The organism is Kitasatospora sp. NPDC048298, from assembly GCF_043201465.1.
Lineage (GTDB): Bacteria > Actinomycetota > Actinomycetes > Streptomycetales > Streptomycetaceae > Kitasatospora.
Genome location: NZ_JBICYZ010000010.1, coordinates 28,623 through 46,119 on the forward strand (window position 1 = coordinate 28,623; position 17,497 = coordinate 46,119).

General features: G+C 75.4%; 6 protein-coding genes. 5 read left to right on the top strand and 1 reads right to left on the bottom strand.

Features of this window, described 5'->3' with window-relative positions; all coding sequences use genetic code 11:
* Positions 1–300 precede the first annotated feature (300 nt).
* From ACGF0D_RS11130 to ACGF0D_RS11150, 5 genes are all read left to right on the top strand, one after another.
* A complete protein-coding gene (locus ACGF0D_RS11130; RefSeq protein ID WP_392914827.1) occupies positions 301–4,380 on the top strand; it encodes an amino acid adenylation domain-containing protein in 4,080 nt (1,359 codons plus the stop codon).
* On the top strand, positions 4,380–13,793 hold the full coding sequence (locus ACGF0D_RS11135; RefSeq protein ID WP_392914828.1) for an amino acid adenylation domain-containing protein: 9,414 nt from the start codon (positions 4,380–4,382) through the stop codon (positions 13,791–13,793). The genes ACGF0D_RS11130 and ACGF0D_RS11135 overlap by 1 nt, the downstream gene beginning before the upstream one ends.
* Before the next feature lie 92 nt (positions 13,794–13,885).
* Positions 13,886–14,953, top strand: coding sequence for a GSCFA domain-containing protein (locus ACGF0D_RS11140; protein ID WP_392914830.1), 1,068 nt, complete (start codon positions 13,886–13,888; stop codon positions 14,951–14,953).
* A complete protein-coding gene (locus ACGF0D_RS11145; RefSeq protein ID WP_392914832.1) occupies positions 14,916–15,608 on the top strand; it encodes a hypothetical protein in 693 nt (230 codons plus the stop codon). Before ACGF0D_RS11140 ends, ACGF0D_RS11145 begins: the two co-directional genes overlap by 38 nt.
* A 32-nt stretch (positions 15,609–15,640) precedes the next feature.
* The gene (locus tag ACGF0D_RS11150) at positions 15,641–16,513 is read left to right on the top strand and encodes a TauD/TfdA dioxygenase family protein (RefSeq protein ID WP_392914833.1); all 873 of its coding nucleotides are present in this window, start codon (positions 15,641–15,643) and stop codon (positions 16,511–16,513) included.
* Between the two features lie 42 nt (positions 16,514–16,555).
* On the opposite strand, the gene ACGF0D_RS11155 is transcribed toward ACGF0D_RS11150, so the two are convergent.
* Positions 16,556–17,323, bottom strand: a complete 768-nt coding sequence (locus ACGF0D_RS11155; protein ID WP_392914836.1) for a SpcZ — start codon at positions 17,321–17,323, stop codon at positions 16,556–16,558.
* Positions 17,324–17,497: the final 174 nt, after the last annotated feature.

The following is a 17,497-nucleotide window of genomic DNA, read 5'->3' on the forward strand; positions in this document are numbered from 1 at the left end:
CGGACTCTTGCCCCGGCCGAATTAGTCATCTTAACTAGGCACCCATGGCCGTAGATCCACTGCGGTTCGTCATCGCCGGCCTCACCGGCACCCCTGTGCGCTGCCCCGGTTCGCCCATGCCCCGACGGGTGCCGACCACCCGTCATCCCAGAGCCCGGTGCGCGGTCGAAGCGGTCTGACCGGGCACCGATCGAGGCGATCCCTCCGCGCCGCCGGGTCACCGACCCGCTGCCGCCACGCACCGCCGCCCCCACTGCGCCGTCGATCCCTGCAGTGACCCTCCCCTGGAAAGGTCCGGCTTTGTCGCAGACGCACCAGCCCCACGGCACCACCACCGACCAGGCGGACGCGCCTCCCGCGCGACAGGACGGCGGCCCGGCGGCTGCCGGAGGCCCGCTCCCGGAGCTGTCGCCGGGGCAGCGGCGGCTCTGGATGCTGGCACAACTGGACGGCGCCGGCACGGCGTACAACGAGACCCTGGCCTTCGCCCTGCGCGGGCCGCTGGACCGCGCGGTGCTCGCCCGGGCTTTCGACGAACTGGTCTCCCGGCACGAGGTGCTGCGCACCCGGCTGGTCGCCACCGGGGACGATGTCCACCAGCTGGTCGGTCCGCCCGACTCCGGCTACGCCCTGGTGACGGACGACCTGACCGGGCTCCCGGACGCCGACGCGCGCGTCGCCGCCCTGCAACGGGCGGAGGCCGACACGCCGTTCGACCTGGGCCGGGGCCCGCTGGCGCGCGGCCGGCTGATCGCCCTGGCCGAGGAGCACCACGTGCTGCTGCTGACTCTGCATCACACGGTGTTCGACGGCTGGTCCATGAACGTGATCCTGCGCGAGGTCGGAACGCTGTACACGGCCTTCCGTGACGGCGCGGACTCCCCGCTGCCGCCGCTGTCCCTGCAGTACGCCGACTACGCCCGCTGGCAGCGCGCGTGGGCGGCCGGGGACGAACCCGCGGTGCAGGCCGCCCACTGGCGGGCGGCGCTCGCCGGCGCGCCGACCCTGCTCGAACTGCCCACCGACCGCCCCCGTCCGCCGGAACAGGACTACCGTGGCGGCCGGGTGCCGATCCTCGTCGACGGCGAGCTCGGCACCGCCCTCAAGGAGCTCGCGCGGCAGCAGGGCGCCACGCTGTTCACGGCCGTGCTGGCCGGCTGGTCCGTGGTGCTGTCGCGGTTGACGGGCCAGAGCGACATCGTCGTCGGCGTCCCGAGCGCGAACCGCCGCCGCGGCGGCTTCTCCGAGCTGGTCGGCTTCTTCGTCAACTCCCTCGCCGTACGGGTCGATCTGGCGGACTCGCCGACCGGATCGGCCCTGCTCAAGCAGACGCGCGCCGCGCTGCGGGCCGCCCTGCAGCACCAGGACCTGCCGTTCGAGCAGGTGGTGGAACTGGTCAACCCGCCGCGCAGCACCGCCCACACACCGCTGTTCCAGACCATGCTCGCCTGGCAGCCCTCCCGGAACGGCGCGCTGGACCTGCCCGGGATCGAGGTCGAGCCGTTCCCGATCCCGTACGCCGCGGCCAAGTTCGACCTGGCCCTGTCGCTGGCCGAGGAGGAGGACGGCCGGGTGACCGGGTACCTGGACTACGCCTGCGCGCTGTTCGACCGCCGGACAGTCGAGCGCTACGCGGGCTATTTGCGCCGGGTGTTGACCCAGCTGGTCGACCGGCCCGACCTGGGCGTGGACGACCTGGAGCTGATGGACGAGGAGGAGCGCCGCCTGGTCCTGTCGGACTGGAGCGGAGCCGACCGCGCCGACCGCGCCGACCGTACCCGCCGTGACGACCGGGACGAGGCCTCGGCCGGCTTGGTCGAGCGCTTCCAGGCCCAGGTGCGGGCCCGCCCCACCGCTCCGGCCCTGGTCTGCGCGGGGGAGCGGCTCGACTACGCCGAGCTGGACCGCCGCGCCAACCGGCTGGCGCACGCGCTGATCGCCCGCGGCGTCGGCCCGGACCAGGTGGTCGGCCTGCACTCCGGACGCTCGACCGAGCTGGTCGTGGGCGTCCTCGGCATCCTCAAGGCGGGCGCCGCCTACCTGCCGCTGGACCCGGGGCAGCCGGTCGAGCGGCTGGCCGCGATGGTCGAGGACGCGGCGCCGGCCCTGGTGCTCAGCGACGCCGAACTCCCCTCCGAGGGCCGGCACTCCCTGCGCGCGGTCGAGGCCGAGGCGCGGCGCGACGACGCGCCGGAGGTCACGGCCGGGCCGTCGCAGCTCGCCTACGTCATCTACACCTCGGGCTCCACCGGCCGCCCCAAGGGCGTGGCGGTGACCAGGGGCAGCGTCACCAACCTCCTCGACACCTGGCTGGCGCGGTTCGGCGCCACCCCCGGCGAGGCGGCCTCCGCCTGGTCGAGCATCGGATTCGACGCCTCGGTGCACGAGTTGCTGCTGCCGCTCACCACCGGCGCCGTGCTCCACCTGGTCCCCGAGGAGCTGCGCGGCGACCCGGAGGAACTGCTGGCCTGGATGCGCGAGCACCGCGTCGTACAGGCCTTCCTGCCGCCGTCCTACGTCACGTGGATCGACGAGGACCCCGGGGCCCGCCTGGCCGGGCTGGCGCTCCGTCAGCTGCTCACCGGGGTGGAGCCCCTCCCGGAGCGGGCGCTGCACCGCCTCCGGCAGGCGCTGCCGGGCCTGCGCGTCTGCTACGGCTACGGGCCCACCGAGGCCACCCTCTACAGCACCGCCTACACCGACCCGCAGCCGCTGGACCGGCCCTGCCCGATCGGCCGCCCCCTGGACAACACCCGCCTCTACCTGCTCGACCGCCGGCTGCGGCCGGTGCCGACCGGGGTGACCGGCGAGGTCCACCTCGGCGGGGCGAGCCTCGCCCGGGGCTACCTGCACCGCCCGGACCTGACCGCCGAGCGGTTCCGCGACGACCCCTTCGTGCCCGGTGAACGCCTCTACCGCACCGGCGACCTGGCCCGCTGGCTCCCGGACGGCAACGCCCAGTACCTCGGCCGCGCCGACGACCAGGTCAAGCTGCGCGGCTTCCGGATCGAGCCGGGGGAGGTCGAGGCCGCGCTGCTGGCCCTGCCCGGTGTGCGGGAGGCGGCGGTGCTGGCCGACCGCGACGCCACGGGCGAGCTGCGTCTGATGGCGGGCGTGGGCGTGGGCCTGGGCGAGGGCCGGGACGACGCGCAGCCGCGCAGGCCGCACGAGTGGCGTGCCGCCCTGGCGCGGCGGCTGCCGGACTACATGATCCCCGCGCTCTTCGTCGAACTGCCGCGGCTGCCGCTCAACCGCAGCGGCAAGCTGGACCGCGCAGCGCTGCTGGACGCCGCCCGCTCGGCGACCCGTACCCAGGTCAACACGGCGAGCCCGCGGGACCACGTGGAGATGGCGCTGCACACCATCTGGCGGCGGGTGCTGCTCCATCCCGGCATCGGGATATCCGACGACTTCTTCGAGCTGGGCGGCACCTCGATCTCCGCGATCAAGGTGGCCCTGGCCGTCCGCGAGGAGTTCGGCGAGACCCTGCCGATCCGCGAGATCGTGCAGAACCCGACCATCGAGGCCCTGGCCGAACGGATCCGGGCGGGGGCGTCGGGCACCGCGGCGGGCGCACCGGACGGCAACCTGGTCGAGTTCCGCGCGGGGGACGGCCGGCAGCGGGTGGTCTGCGTCCATCCGGCCGGCGGCACCGCCTTCTGCTACCTGCCGCTGGCCGCGGCGCTGCCGGAGCGGGTCGGCGTCCTCGGGATGCAGTCGCCCGGGATCAACCCCGGGGAGACGCCGCTGCCCACCGTCGAGGCCATGGCGGAGCGGTACCTGGCCCTGGTCGACCCCCGGCCGGACGAGACGCTGGTGCTGTGCGGGCTCTCCTACGGCGGGCTGGTCGCCCACGAGATGGGGCGCCGGCTGGCCCTGGCCGGGCACACCCGGTTCAGCGTGGTGCTGCTCGACACCCACGGCACCGAGGACGCGGAGCGGCTCGCCTCGATCGAGCCGGTGCCGATGGCGGAGTTCCGCGACAAGCTCGTCCGGTTCAACGGGATGTACCCGGGGATCGAGGACGAGCAGATCGAGCGGTACTTCCGGATCTACAACCACAACCGGATGACCGCCCGCGACTACCAGGCGCCGCCCTCACCGGCCCGGCTGGTGCTGGTCGAGGCCGCCGGGGACGGGGCGGAGGAACAGGAACAGCAGCAACAGGAACAGCGGCAACAGGCGCTTGAGGTACGCGCGTTCTGGCAGCGGCGGGCCGGCGGCGGCCTGCTGGTCGAGCCGGTCGCCGGCGGCCACTGGGACCTGCTGGAGAGCGCGGAGGTGCCCCGGATAGCCGAGCTGATCGCCGCCGAACTGGACCGGTTCCCGGTGCCCCCGCCGCCTGGACAGCCGTCCGCCGAGCCCGCCGTGGAGGCCTGATGCGCGCCGAGAGCGCCGTACCCGCCGCGCCCCCGGCCACCGGCCTGGCCCGGGCCGTGCACGAGCAGGCCCTGCGCACCCCCCGTGCGGCCGCGCTGGTCGACGGAGACGTGCGGCTGGACTACACCGGCCTGGACGCCGCCGCCGCGGCGGCGGCCCACGGGCTGCGCCGCGCCGGCGTCCGCCCCGGCCAGGCGGTGGCGGTCTGCCTGCCGCGCTCCTGGCAGCTGGTCTGCGTCATGCTGGGCGTCCTGCGGCTCGGCGCCCAGGTCGTCCCGCTGGACGCGCAGAGCCCGGCGGACCGCCGGCGCCACATCCTGACCGACTCGGGCAGCGTGGCAGTGGTCCACGGCGGGACGGCACCCGACGACCTGCCGGGCGGGCTGCTCGCGCTGGCGGCGGCGGCGCTGCTCGCCGCCGGACCGGCCGAGGACGACACGGTCTCCACCGGGGCACCGGTGTCCTTCCTCTTCTACACCTCGGGCACCACGGGCCGCCCCAAGGGCGTCGAGGTGCGGGACGCCGGGATCCTGCGGCTGGCCGCCCCGGGGTACATCCGCATCGAGGAGGGGGCCCGCTACGCCTGCCTGTCCAATCCGGCGTTCGACGCCCTCAGCTTCGAGGTCTGGGTGCCGCTGCTGACCGGCGGCTGCTGCGTCGTCCTCGGTGACGAAGCCGTCCAGACGCCGCACCGACTGGCGGCCGCCCTGCTGCGGGAGCGCATCGACACGGCCTTCGTCACGGTGGCCCTGTTCAACGCGGTGGTGGACACGGAGCCGTCCTGCTTCGCCGGGGTCGGGCAGCTGCTGGTCGGCGGCGAGCAGCTGAACGCCTGGCTGATCCGCCGCTGGTACCGGCACAACGCGGCGGCCCCCACCCGGCTGCACAACGTCTACGGCCCCACCGAGGGCACTACCTTCGCGCTGTGCCACCCCGTCCCGCGAGACTTCGACGGCGACGTGGTCCCGATCGGACGGGCGCTGCCGCAGACCGGGGCCGTGCTGGTCGTCCCGGACGGCGACCGGACCGCGGCGCCCGGCGAGGTGGCCGAACTCCTCCTGTCCGGTGCCGGTCTGGCGGCCGGCTACCGCAACCTGCCCGAGGAGACGGAGCGCCGCTTCGTCCGGCTGCCCTGGTACGACGACGGCCGCGCGACGCACTACCGCACCGGGGACCTGGTGCGCGCCGACGCCGACGGCCTGATCGAGTACGTCGGGCGCGCCGACCGCCAGGTGAAGGTCCGCGGCTTCCGCATCGAGCCCGGCGAGCTGGAGCGGCAGATCCTCGGGCACCCGGCGGTGCGGCAGGCGTACGTCTGCACCCGCAGGGCCGGGGAGCACGGCCCGAACGAGCTGCTGGCGTATGTCGTCCTCGGCGAGGACGTCCCGTTCGAGGAGTTCGACCGCCATCTGGCGGCCGGGCTGCCCGGCTACATGAGGCCCCATCACATCCACCTGGTGGACGCGCTCCCGCTGACCGCCAACGGCAAGGTCGACCAGGCCGCCCTGCTGCGCCGCGAGGACCGGCCCTGGCGCCGCCCGGAGAGCGACCGCGCGGGCGCCGAGGCGACCACCGACCGGCAGCGCGAGGTGCTGGCCCTGGCGGCCGAGGTGCTCGGTGTGCCGGACCTGCGGCTGGACGACCGCTGGATCGCCTCCGGTGGGGACTCGCTCAAGGCGCTGCGGCTGCGCTTCGAGGTGCGCCGGCGCTGGGGCTGCGAACTGCCCCAGGCCCGCGTGCTGACCGGGGACGTGGCCGGGATCGCCCGGGCCGTGGCGGAGGCCGGGCCGGCCGCCGCCACGCCCTACCCGGTGCCGCCCGCCCCCACCCGGGCGCGCTCGGCGCCCGCCACCAGCGAGCAGCAACGCCTGTGGCTGCTGCAGCAGCGGGCGCCGCGCTCCCGGGCGTACGCGGTGGAGCTGGCCTTCCGGCTGGACGGCGCGGTCGACGCCGACGCCCTGCGGGCCTCGCTGCGGGAGCTGGTGCGGCGGCACGCGGCCCTGCACACCGCCTTCCGGGCCGCGCCCGAGGGCCTGCGCCAGCTGGTCGGGGAGCCGTACGACCCGTGGACCGAATCCGAATCCGAACCCGAGCCCGGCTGCTCCCCGGAGGAGCTCGGGGTCGGCGGTGAGGACGGTGCGCGCGGTGAGGACGGGGTCCGCGCCGAGGACGGTGCCCGCGCCGAGGCGAACCGTTTCTTCGCCGCGTCGTTCGACCTGGCGCGCCCCCGGATGCTGCGTGCCCGCTGGCTGCCCCAGGACGGCGGCGGGGTGCTGCTGCTCCACCTGCACCACATCGCCGTCGACGGCTGGTCGCTCAACGTCCTGTTGGCCGACCTGTCGACCGGCTACCGGCACGCGCACGACGGCGCCGCCGAGGCCGCGCGCCCCACGGACGGCGCCCCGGCGCGCACCCCGCTGGACTACGCCGCCTGGCAGGCCGACTGGTTCGCCGGCCCCGCCTACCGGGCCCAGCGTGCCGAACTGCGGGCCCACTACGCCCGGACGGACGACTCGCCCGACCATGAGGCGCTCGACCACGACCCGCTGGACCCGGCCGGCCCCCGGCCCGCCTCCGCGGCCCGCCTGCTCCACACCTCCCTGGACGTCGTACGGCGCGCCGCCGTGGACCGGCTCTGCGCCGAACTGGGCATGACCCGCTTCGAGTTGCTGCTCGGCGTCTTCGCCTGGAGCCTGTACGGGGTGACCGGCGCGGCCCGGCCGCGGATCGCCGCCCCGGTGGCCAACCGGCCGGTCCAGGAGTTCGAGGCCAGCGTCGGCATGTTCGCCAACACCGTGCTGCTGCCGCAGGCCGTCGCGCCCCGCGAGGACCTGCGCGGCCAGCTGCTGCGCCTGGGCGCCGACGCCCGCCGGGTGCTGGACCGCCAGGACGTGGCGCTGGCCGACGTCCTGGCCGACCGGGAACCGGCCGGCGGCGACACCCCCTTCGACTACCTCTTCGTCCTGGAGAACACCGACTTCGCCGCGCTGGCCCTGCCCGGTTGCGCCTCCCGCCCCCTGTGGTGGGCCCCGGCCGAGGCCAAGTGCCCGATGACGCTGTCCGTCGTCGAGCACGAGGGCGGGCTCGACTGCCTGTGGGAGTACGCCGACGACCGCTTCGACGCCGCCGAGGTGGCGGCCATGGCGGGCCTGTTCCGGCGCGGCCTGGACCTGCTCGCCGACGGTGGGACGGCGACCCCGGTCCAGCTCGCGGCACCCTACCGCCGAGCACTGCCGGAACCCGGCCGCGGCGCCTCGACGGAGCTCGCCTGGACGACGGTGGCCGAGGGCTTCGCCCGGCAGGTCGCGCGCACACCCGCCGCACCGGCCCTGAAGTCCGAAGGCCGGTCGCTGAGTTACGCCGAACTCGACGCCCACGCGGCGGCGCTCGCCGCCGAACTGCGGGCCGCCCACCCGCTGCCGGAGGACGACGACCGCCCGTGCCACGTCGCGCTGCACCTGCGGCCTTCGGTCGAGCACGTGGTGGCGCTGCTGGCACTGGCCCGGCTCAACGTGACCATCGTGCCGCTGGACCCGTCCTACCCGGCCGCCCTGCGCCGGCAGGTGCTGGACCAGGCGGAGCCGCTGTGCGTGCTGCTCCCACCGGGCGGTGACCCGGAGTTCGACGCCGTCGACCCGGGCCGAGTCGCACGCCACCCGGTGGTGCTGTCACCCCTCACCACGGCACCCGCACCCGCCACCGCCCCGGCGCACCGCGGAGCCCGTCCGCTCTACACCCTGTTCACCTCGGGCTCCACCGGTGTCCCCAAGGGCGTGCAGGTGTCCGACCGCACCCTGGCCAACCTGCTGCAGTGGCAGGCCGCGTCGGGAGGACTGGCGGCCCCGGCGGCCACCCAGCAGTTCTCCATGCTCTCCTTCGACGTGTCCTTCCAGGAGGTCTTCGGGACGCTGTGCGGCGGCGGCTGCCTGCACCTGGTGCGGCCCGGCTGGCGCCAGGACGCCCCCGCACTGCTGGAGCAGCTGGAGTCGGCCGGGATCGAGCGCGTCTTCATGCCCTACGTCGCCCTCCAGCTCCTCGCCGAGCACGCCGTCCACCTGGGCCGCTACCCCTCCCGGCTGCGGGAGGTGGTCACCGCCGGCGAGCAACTGGTGTGCACCGACGCGATCCGCCGCTGGTTCGCCGGTCTGCCCGGCGCACGGCTGTTCAACCACTACGGCCCGACCGAGACCCACGTGGTGAGCAGCCTGTGCCTGGACGGCGACCCGTCCCGGTGGCCCGAGCGCCCCGCCATCGGCCGGCCGGTGGCGGGCGCGGTGCTCACGGTGGTCGACGAGGCCGACGAGCCCGTTCCCCCCGGCCGCGCCGGCGCCCTGCTGATCGGCGGCACCATGGTGGCGCGCTGCTACCTCGGTGACCCGAAGCTCGACGACACGCGCTTCGTCGAGCTGCCCGGCCTCGGCCTCTGCTACCGCAGCGGCGACCGGGCCCGGTTCGACCGGCAGGGCCGGCTGCACTTCCTGGGCCGCGACGACGACCAGATCAAGCTCAGCGGACACCGGCTCGAACCGGGACAGGTCGAGGCGGCCCTGCTGCGGCACCCGGCCGTCGTCAACGCCGTGGTGGCCCCCGACGGCGGGGAGCTGGTGGCCTGCCTGCAGTGCCGCGGCGAGGCGCCCACCGCCGAGGACCTCACCGCGCACCTGGCGCCGCTGCTGCCGGGCCACGTCCGGATCGCCCGCTTCCGGGTCGTGGAGGAGCTGCCCAGGACCCCCAGCGGCAAGCTGGACCGCCGGGGCGCGCTGCGCTCCGCCGGGCGGGAACTGCGCCGGCCGACGGCCCGCGCGGCCGGCCTGACGGCACGCGAAGCCCTGCTGACCGAGGCGTTCGAGGCGGTCACCGGTCTGACGATCGACCCGGGACAGACCTTCTTCGACGCCGGAGCCTCCAGCCTGGCCCTGATGCGCTTCCACCTCCACTGCACCACCGAAGCGGGCCTGCGCTTCACCGTCGCCGACCTCTTCGAACACGTCACCGTACGGGCGCTGGCCGCCTTCCTGGACCGGTCCGCGACGGCCGCCGCCACCGCCCCGCCCGCTGTGTCTGCCCCGTCCGCCGAGGCCGCCCCGCCCGCCGCGGACGAGCCGATCGCGGTCGTCGGCATGGCGGTCCGGCTCCCGGGCGCGTCCGACCTCTCCGCGTTCTGGCGGATGGTCACCACGGGCGGCACCGGCATCGAACACTTCGACGCCGCCGACGGCCTGGTCGGGGCGCGCAGCCAGTTGGACGGCCCACTGGACTTCGACCCGGAGCACTTCGGCATCAGCCGGCCGGAGGCCCGGCTGATGGACCCCCAGCAACGGCACCTGCTGATGAGCTGCGTCGAGGCACTGGCACACGCCGGGATCGCCGACCCGTCGGGCCTGCGCGTCGGCCTGGTCGCCGGCGCCGGCGAGAACACCTACTTCCAGTCCATGCTCCGCGAGGCCGACCCCGAACGCCTGCCCGACGGGTTCCAGTTGGCCCTGCACCACGACAAGGACTTCCTCGCCACCAAGGCGGCCTACCACCTGGGGCTGACCGGCCCCGCCTTCACCGCCCAGGCGGCCTGCGCCAGTTCCCTGGTGGCCGTCCACGTCGCCGCCGGGATGCTGCGCCAGGGCGACGCCGAGGTGATGCTGGCCGGCGGAGTCCTGGTCGACCCGACCCTGACCGACGGATACCGCTACCAGCCGCAGCACATCTTCTCCGTGGACGGCCGCTGCCGGCCCTTCAGCGACGACGCGAGCGGCACCATCGGCGCCAGCGGCGTCGGCGTGGTGGTACTCAAGCCGCTCCGCCTCGCCCGCCGCGACGGCGACACCGTCTACGCCCTGATCACCGGCTCGGCGCTGAACAACGACGGCTCCGACAAGCTGAGTTACAGCGCCCCCTCGCTCGCCGGGCAACGCGAGGTGATCCGCGCCGCCCTGCGCCGCAGCGGCCGCAGCGGCGCCGACCTCGGCTACGTCGAGGCCCACGGCACCGCCACCCGGCTCGGCGACCCGGTCGAGGTCGGCGCCCTGCGCCAGGCCTTCGACCTGGACCGCTCCGGCCACTGCGCGCTGACCTCGGTCAAGAGCCAGATCGGACACCTGGGCGCGGCGGCCGGAGTGGTCGGACTGGTACGGGCCGCGCTCGCCGTCCACCACGGCGTGATCCCGCCCAACGTCGGCTTCCACGCCCTCAACCCGCAGCTCGGCGCCGACCCCACGCCGTTCTACATCCCCACCGAAGCCCGGCCTTGGCCCGCCGACCGGGACCGGATCGCGGCGGTGAGCAGCTTCGGGATCGGCGGTACCAACGCCCACGCCGTGCTGGAGGCCGACCGGCCGGCCCCGGGGACGGCGGGCGCGGCGGCGTCGGACACCGCCGTGGCTCCCTGCCTGCTGCTCTCCAGCAGCAGCGAGGCGGGCCTGCGCGCCGACGCCGCCCGGATCGCCGACTACCTGGAGGCCAGGCCCGCCGCCTATCCGCAGGTACTGCGCCACCTCCAGGCGGGCCGTCCCGCCCGCCGCCGACGGCTGGCCGCGGTCTGCCCCGACGCTGCCTCCGCCGTCGCCTGGCTGCGCGGCGCGGGGCCGATCACGGACGTGGGAACGGAGGAGGCCCGTACCGGGGCACCCGTCCCGGGCGAAGGCCGTACCGCCGAGGAGACGGCCGCGGCCTGGCTGGCCGGCGCGCGGATCGACTGGCCCGCCGGCCCCGCCCAGGCACCGTGGGACTTCCCGCCGCCCGCCTTCGCGCCGGCGGAGTTCGACTTCCCCCGCGCCACCGCGACCCCGCACCCGGCCCGCTCGGTGATTCCGGCCGCCGCCGACGTCCCGCGGCGCCTGCCGGAGGCCGCCTGGCTGCACCAGCCGCACTGGGCCCGGCTGCGCCGCGCGGGCACGGCGATCGGCGCGCCCACCTCCCGGCTCCTGGTGCTGCTCACCGACGGACCGGCGCCCCCGGACGCGGTCCGCGCCTTCGAGGCCACCCACGCCCGGGTGGTGCGGGTCCGCGCCGCCGAGGCGTTCGCCCGGCGGGGCGACGACGCCTACGAGGTCGACCCGGCCGACCCCGCCTCGCTCGGCCGGCTCCTGGACGCCCTGGCGGCCACCGGAGCGGGCGACGGCGGCATCGACTGGCTGCACGCGCTGCCGCTCGGGATCGGCGGGCCGGTCGGCCGGGACAGCCTGGCCCGGGCCGGCTGGGCCTGCCTGGACACGCCGGCCGCGCTGCTGCGGGCCGCCGCCGAGGCCGCCGGGTCACTCCGGCTCAGGCCGTGGTGGCTGTCCTACCGGGCGAGGCCGGTGGACGGCCCGGTGGGTCGGCCGGAAGCGGGCCTGCTGGCCGGCGCCGCCGAGGTGGCACCCCAGGAGGGAGCCACGGCGGGCCACTGGGTCGACCTCCCCGAAGCCGACCCCGCCCACTGGGCCGCACCCCTGGCGGCGCTGCTCGCCGAGGCCGCGACCACGGCGGACGCGGCCGTACTTCCGCGCCGGCTGGCGCTGCGCCGGGGCCACTGGTGGGAGCAGGTCACGCTGCCGGTGTGCACGGCCGGCCCGGGCCTCGCCGGACTGCCCGACCGGGGCGTGCACCTGGTCCTGGGCGGCACCGGCGGGATCGGCCGCGGTATCGCCGCCTGGCTGCTGGAGAACGGCGCCGCCCGGGTCCTGCTGCTGGCCAGGCGCCCCCGGCTGCCGGAGGAGCTGACGCCCTGGGCCGACCGGGTCGAACTGGTCGAAGCCGACCTCGCCGAGTCCACGCCCGAGGAGGTCCTGGCCCGGATCGGCCGTCACACTGAGCGGCTCGACAGCGTGATCCACGCCGTCGGGGTGGCGAGCGGCGGCATGATCACCCGGCGCGACGCCGCGGCGATGAGCCGCGCCTCCGCCGCCAAGCTGCAGGGCGCGCTGCTGGTCGAGCAGCTGATCGAGCGCTACCGGCCGTCGACGGCGGTGTACTGCTCCTCGATGTCCGCGGAGCTCGGCGGCGTCGGCCAGTTCGACTACGCGGCAGCCAACAGCCTGCTCGACGGCTTCGCCCAGTACGAGTCCGGCGACACTGAGTCCACCGTCCGGCTCGGCGTGAACTGGGACGTGTGGAGCGAGACCGGCATGGCGCTGCGCGTGCCCCAGACCGACGCACGCCACCGGGCGCACCTCTCGGTCGGCCTGACGGTGGCCGAGGGCCGGCGGGTGTTCGCGCGGGCCGTGGGACTGCAGCTGCCGCAGGTGCTGGTCTCCACCACCGACCTCCACGAGTCCCGGGCGTTCTACGCGGCGCCCGGCGCCCGGGCCCTCGTGCCTGCCGACCCGAAGGCGGTGCCCGCCGAAGACGCCGACGCGGCCGATGCGACCGACGCGGCGGACGCGACCGACGCGACCGACGCGACCGACGCATCGGACGCGAGCGCGGCCGTCCTGCTCCGCGACTGGCTGTGCGACTGGCTGGACGTCGACCACATCGATCCCGACGCCCCGCTCTACGACCTGGGGGCCGACTCGCTGACCCTGCTCGACCTGATCGGCGTGGTGAAACGTCACCTCGATGTCGAGCTTGACGTCACGCGGTTCAGCCACCGGGTCTCCCTCACCGAGATCCTCACCCGGTTGTCCGAGGCGGCACCCCCCGGGGCCGTCGCCACCGAGGACGTGGTCCCGGTGGTCTGGCAGCACGGCACCGGAGACGACGTGCTGTGCCTGGTGCACCCGGTCGGCGGCGACATCCAGGCCTACCGGTCCCTGGTGTCGGCACTGGGTCCCCGGCTGACCGTCTGCCTGATCGCCGATCCCGCGCTGGAACGGCCCGGGGCCGCGGACTGGACGCTGGCCGAACGGGCCCGCCGCTACGCCGCCGCCCTGCGAGCCCGCTTCGCGGACGGCACCCGGCGGCTGCACCTGGCCGGCTGGTCCTTCGGCGCCTGGGCGGTGATGGGCATGGCCGCGGAGGCGGAGGCGATCGGCCGGCCGGTCCACGGCGTCCACCTGATCGACCCGCCGCCGCCCGGGTCCGGCGCGCTCTTCCAGGGCTACGACGACGCCCAGCTCCAGGCGGTGTTCGAACACGAACTCGGCCAGGGCGGGTCCGGGCCGGCCGGTCCCGAGGCCCACGGCTACGCCGAACGCCTGGTCCGGTGCTGCCGGGCCAACCTGCGAAGCATGGCCGAGTACCGGATGCCGCTGCTGAGCGCCACGCCCAGCCGGCTGTGGCTGGCCGGGCGGCCGGTGCCGGGGCTGCCCTCGCCCGGGTCACCGGAGCGGCAGCGGGAGCTGTGGCGCCCGCACCTCCCGGAACCCAGCACCTGGCACCGGCTCGACACGACGCACTACGGCATCGTCCGCCCGCCCCATGTGCACGCGGTGGCGGCGGCGATCGACGCGGCCTCGGACGACCCGCCCGGGGAGAGCGGCGACCGCCCCCGGAGGTGATCCCGGCACGCTCCCCGCCCCGGCGATCCGGGCCGCACCAGCCGCTCCCGTCCCGCACCGACGCCCCGCCCGACCATCGGAGACCGTCCCTCGTGAACCCCTACCAGTCCCTCCCCGCGCGCTCGTTCTGGCGCTCCGCCGTGGCCGAACCCGACCCGCTCGCCATCGACGACCTGTGGACGCCCGCGTTCGAGATCGGGCAGGACGAACCGGTCCTCACCGCGGGATCCTGCTTCGCCGCGCACATCGGCCGGGCCCTGCTGGAGCGGGGCATGAACTGGTACGACGCGGAACCGGCCCCGCCCGGGCTGACCGAGGAGGAACGCAGGGCGCGCCACTACGGGGTGTTCTCGTTCCGCACCGGGAACATCTACACCGCCGCCATGCTGCGCCAGTGGCTCTCCTGGGCCTTCGGCCGCACCACCCAGCCCACCGAGGCGTGGCTGGAGGACGGCCGGTACCACGACCCCTGCCGCCCGTCCGTCGAACCCGGCGGCCACGCCTCCGCCGAGGAGATGCTGGCCGCCCGGGCACGGACTCTCGCCGCCATCCGCGAGGCCGTCACCGAAGCCGGCTGCCTGGTCTTCACCCTGGGCCTGACCGAGGCGTGGCGGGACCGCGCCGACGGCACCGTCCTCCCGTCCTGCCCCGGCACCGTGCGCGGCACCTTCGACCCGGACCGCCACGTCTTCCACCAGTTCACCTTCGAGGAGGTCCGCCGCGACCTGACGGAGGCCGTGGCACTGGCCCGCGAGGCCAACCCGCGGCTACGGGTCCTGCTGACCGTCTCACCGCACCCGCTGACCGCGACCGCGACCGGCGGCCACGCGCTCACCGCCAACACCTACTCCAAGTCGCTGCTGCGGACGGTGGCCGGGCAACTGACCCGGGAACTCGACGACGTGGACTACTTCCCGTCGTACGAACTCATCACCGGCCTCCCGTTCCGCAGCCGGTTCTACGCGCCGAACCTGCGTGAAGTGACGCCCGAGGGCGTCGACTTCGTCATGCGCCACTTCATGGCCGGGCTGTCCCGCCCGGCGGCCGGCCCGCGCCCGGCGGCCGACCCGCGACCGGTCCGGACCGGCGCGCCGGCGGCGGAGCCGAAGGGGGTGGACACCTGTGACGACGCCGTCCTCGACTACTACCGCCCCCGCTAGGTTCCTGCTGCTCGGCGACTCGCACGCGGGCCCGATCGGACGGGCCGCGAAGGCCGCCCGGATCCCCTTCCAGGGCGGTCCGATCGGCGCCGGGCGCGAGTTCACCGACGACTTCTTCGAGCCGCGCGAGCACGACGTCGTGTTCCGCAAGGCCGAGGCCGACGCCTACTACCGGAGCTTCCTGGCCGACCTGGACGTGGACGGCCTCGGGCACCTCGCGGTCCCGCTGGTGTGCACCTTCGGCCTCAGCTCGCACTTCGTCGCCACCCGGGAGAACTGGCACCTCTACCGCCGCGACGGCGGCTTCGCCCCGGGCTTCCTCACCGGACCGCTGTTCGACGCCGTCGTCCGCGCCACCGTCCGCGACGCACTGGCCTTCTACCGCCACGCACTCGGCCTCGGCCTGCGGGTGCTGGCCGTGCTGCCGCCGCAGCGGGTGCCGGAGCAGTCCGACCCGACGGTGTTCACGGCCGCGCAGGAGACCGTCCGCAGCGCGCTCGACGAACTCGGCGTCGAGCTCGTCGACCTCCGGGCCCGCACCACCGGACCGGACGGCCTCCAGCGCCCCGAACTGTGCGAGGCCGACGACGCCATCCACGGCAACCTGGCCTTCGGCCGGCTGGTCCTCGCGGACCTGCTGGCCCGCGGGCTGTGACGAAACCAAGCACCCCACCACAGGAGCAGGTCATGGAGCAGTACGAACTGGACGCCGTCAGGGCCGTCACCACCAGGCCCGCCAAGGAGTACCGGACCATCACCGTCGACCCCGTCACCCCGGTGATCGGCGCCGAGGTCACCGGCGTCGACCTCTCGCGGGAGCTGCCGGGCGAGCAACTGGCCGAACTGAAGCAGGCGTTCCTCGACCACCACGTCCTGGTGTTCCGCGACCAGCACCTGACGGACGAGGACCACAAGCGCTTCGCCGCGCACTTCGGCGAACTGCGCCCCGTCAACCCGCCCCCGGTCGACGCCGATCCGTACATCCTGGAGATCAGCACCGACGCCGCGGCCGAGAACGTCGCCGGCAACGGCTGGCACGCCGACGGCACCGCCGACGCCGAACCCTCGCTCGGGTCGATGCTCCACATCACCCGCGTACCGGAACCGGGCAGCGGCGGCGACACCCTGTTCGCCAACATGCACCTGGCGTACGAGATGCTGTCCCCGACGATGCGCGGGCTGCTCGACGGCCTGACCGCCGTGCACGACGGCCTCGTCGCCTTCCAGGGCCACACCCCGCCGCCGGGATACGTCATCCCCAGGAACGAGCACCCGCTGGTGGTGCGGCACCCCGAGACCGACCGCAGGATCCTCTACGTCAACAAGGCCTACACCGCGCGCATCCCCCAGCTGTCCGCCGACGAGAGCCGGGCCCTGCTCGACCTGCTCTGCGCGCTGCCGGCCCAGCGGCCCATGCTGACCTGCCGCATCCGCTGGACCCCCAACACCCTGGTGTTCTGGGACAACCGCTGCGTCCAGCATTACGCCACCTACGACTACCACCCGCACACCCGCTACGGCCGCCGGGTCGCCATCAACGGCGGGCCGCTCAAGGGCTGAACCGGCTCCGGCCCGGGCCGCTCAGTCCTTGAGCGGCCCGGCTCAGGCCGCGTCCGCGCGGGCCAGACTGTCGGCGAGGCCGTCGGCCAGCCGCGCCCAGGTGGCGCGCTCGCCTTGCTCGTCCCGCCGGTCGGCGTGCACCCGCACCACCGCGCGGACCCGGGCGAACGGGCAGGTCTCGGCATAGGCGTCCGGGTCCGCCGCCGCGTAGGCGGCCGCCAGGGCCGCCGAGTTGGCCAGCGCGTTCGCGTCGGCATGGGCCCGCACGTTGGCCGTGGTGTTGAGCTCCGCGTAGGTCTCGCCGTACCGGGCGGCCTCGGCCGCGTCGTAGCCGTTCGCCAGCGCGAAGGAGCCGGCGGCGGCAGCGGCCGTGGCATGGGCCTCGGCGTACGGGTACGCGTGGTGGAAGAGCTCCCGCAGCTCCGGTTCGAGGGCCGCGCGCCACGTGGCCTCGTCGACCCGACGACCGCTCAGCGCACCCGCGTGCAAGGCCAGGACGGCCTGGAGGGACGCGGCGGACCGGCCGTGCCGCTCGCTCGCCTCGGCCAGCACCGGGCCGACAGCCGAACAGTGCCAGTCGTGGATCACGCTGAACGGCACCCGGCCGCTCAACCGTGCCAACTCCCGCCGCACCCGGCGCGCCCAGGCCCGAGCCGCGTCCGCGTCCATGCCGTCGCACAGCACCTCCGACACCTGCGCCAGCCAGGCCGGCCCGGTCGGCCCGCCTCCTGTCGGTGCCGCCCCGCCGGAGGCCGGTGAGTCGGCGCCGAGTGAGGAGTGGGCGGCGGGAACGGTCTCGGGTGAGGTCATCTGGTCTGCTCCTGAGTGGTGGACGATCCGACCCCTCGCCTACCCACGCGGACGACTCGGGTCACCTCGGCGTCGAGGTCCGCGCCGGAGCGTACGAAGGGTGGTGGGGGGGGGGGGGGGGGGGGGCCCGCCCCCCCCCCCCGGGCGCCGCCGGGGGGGGGGGGCCCCCCGGCG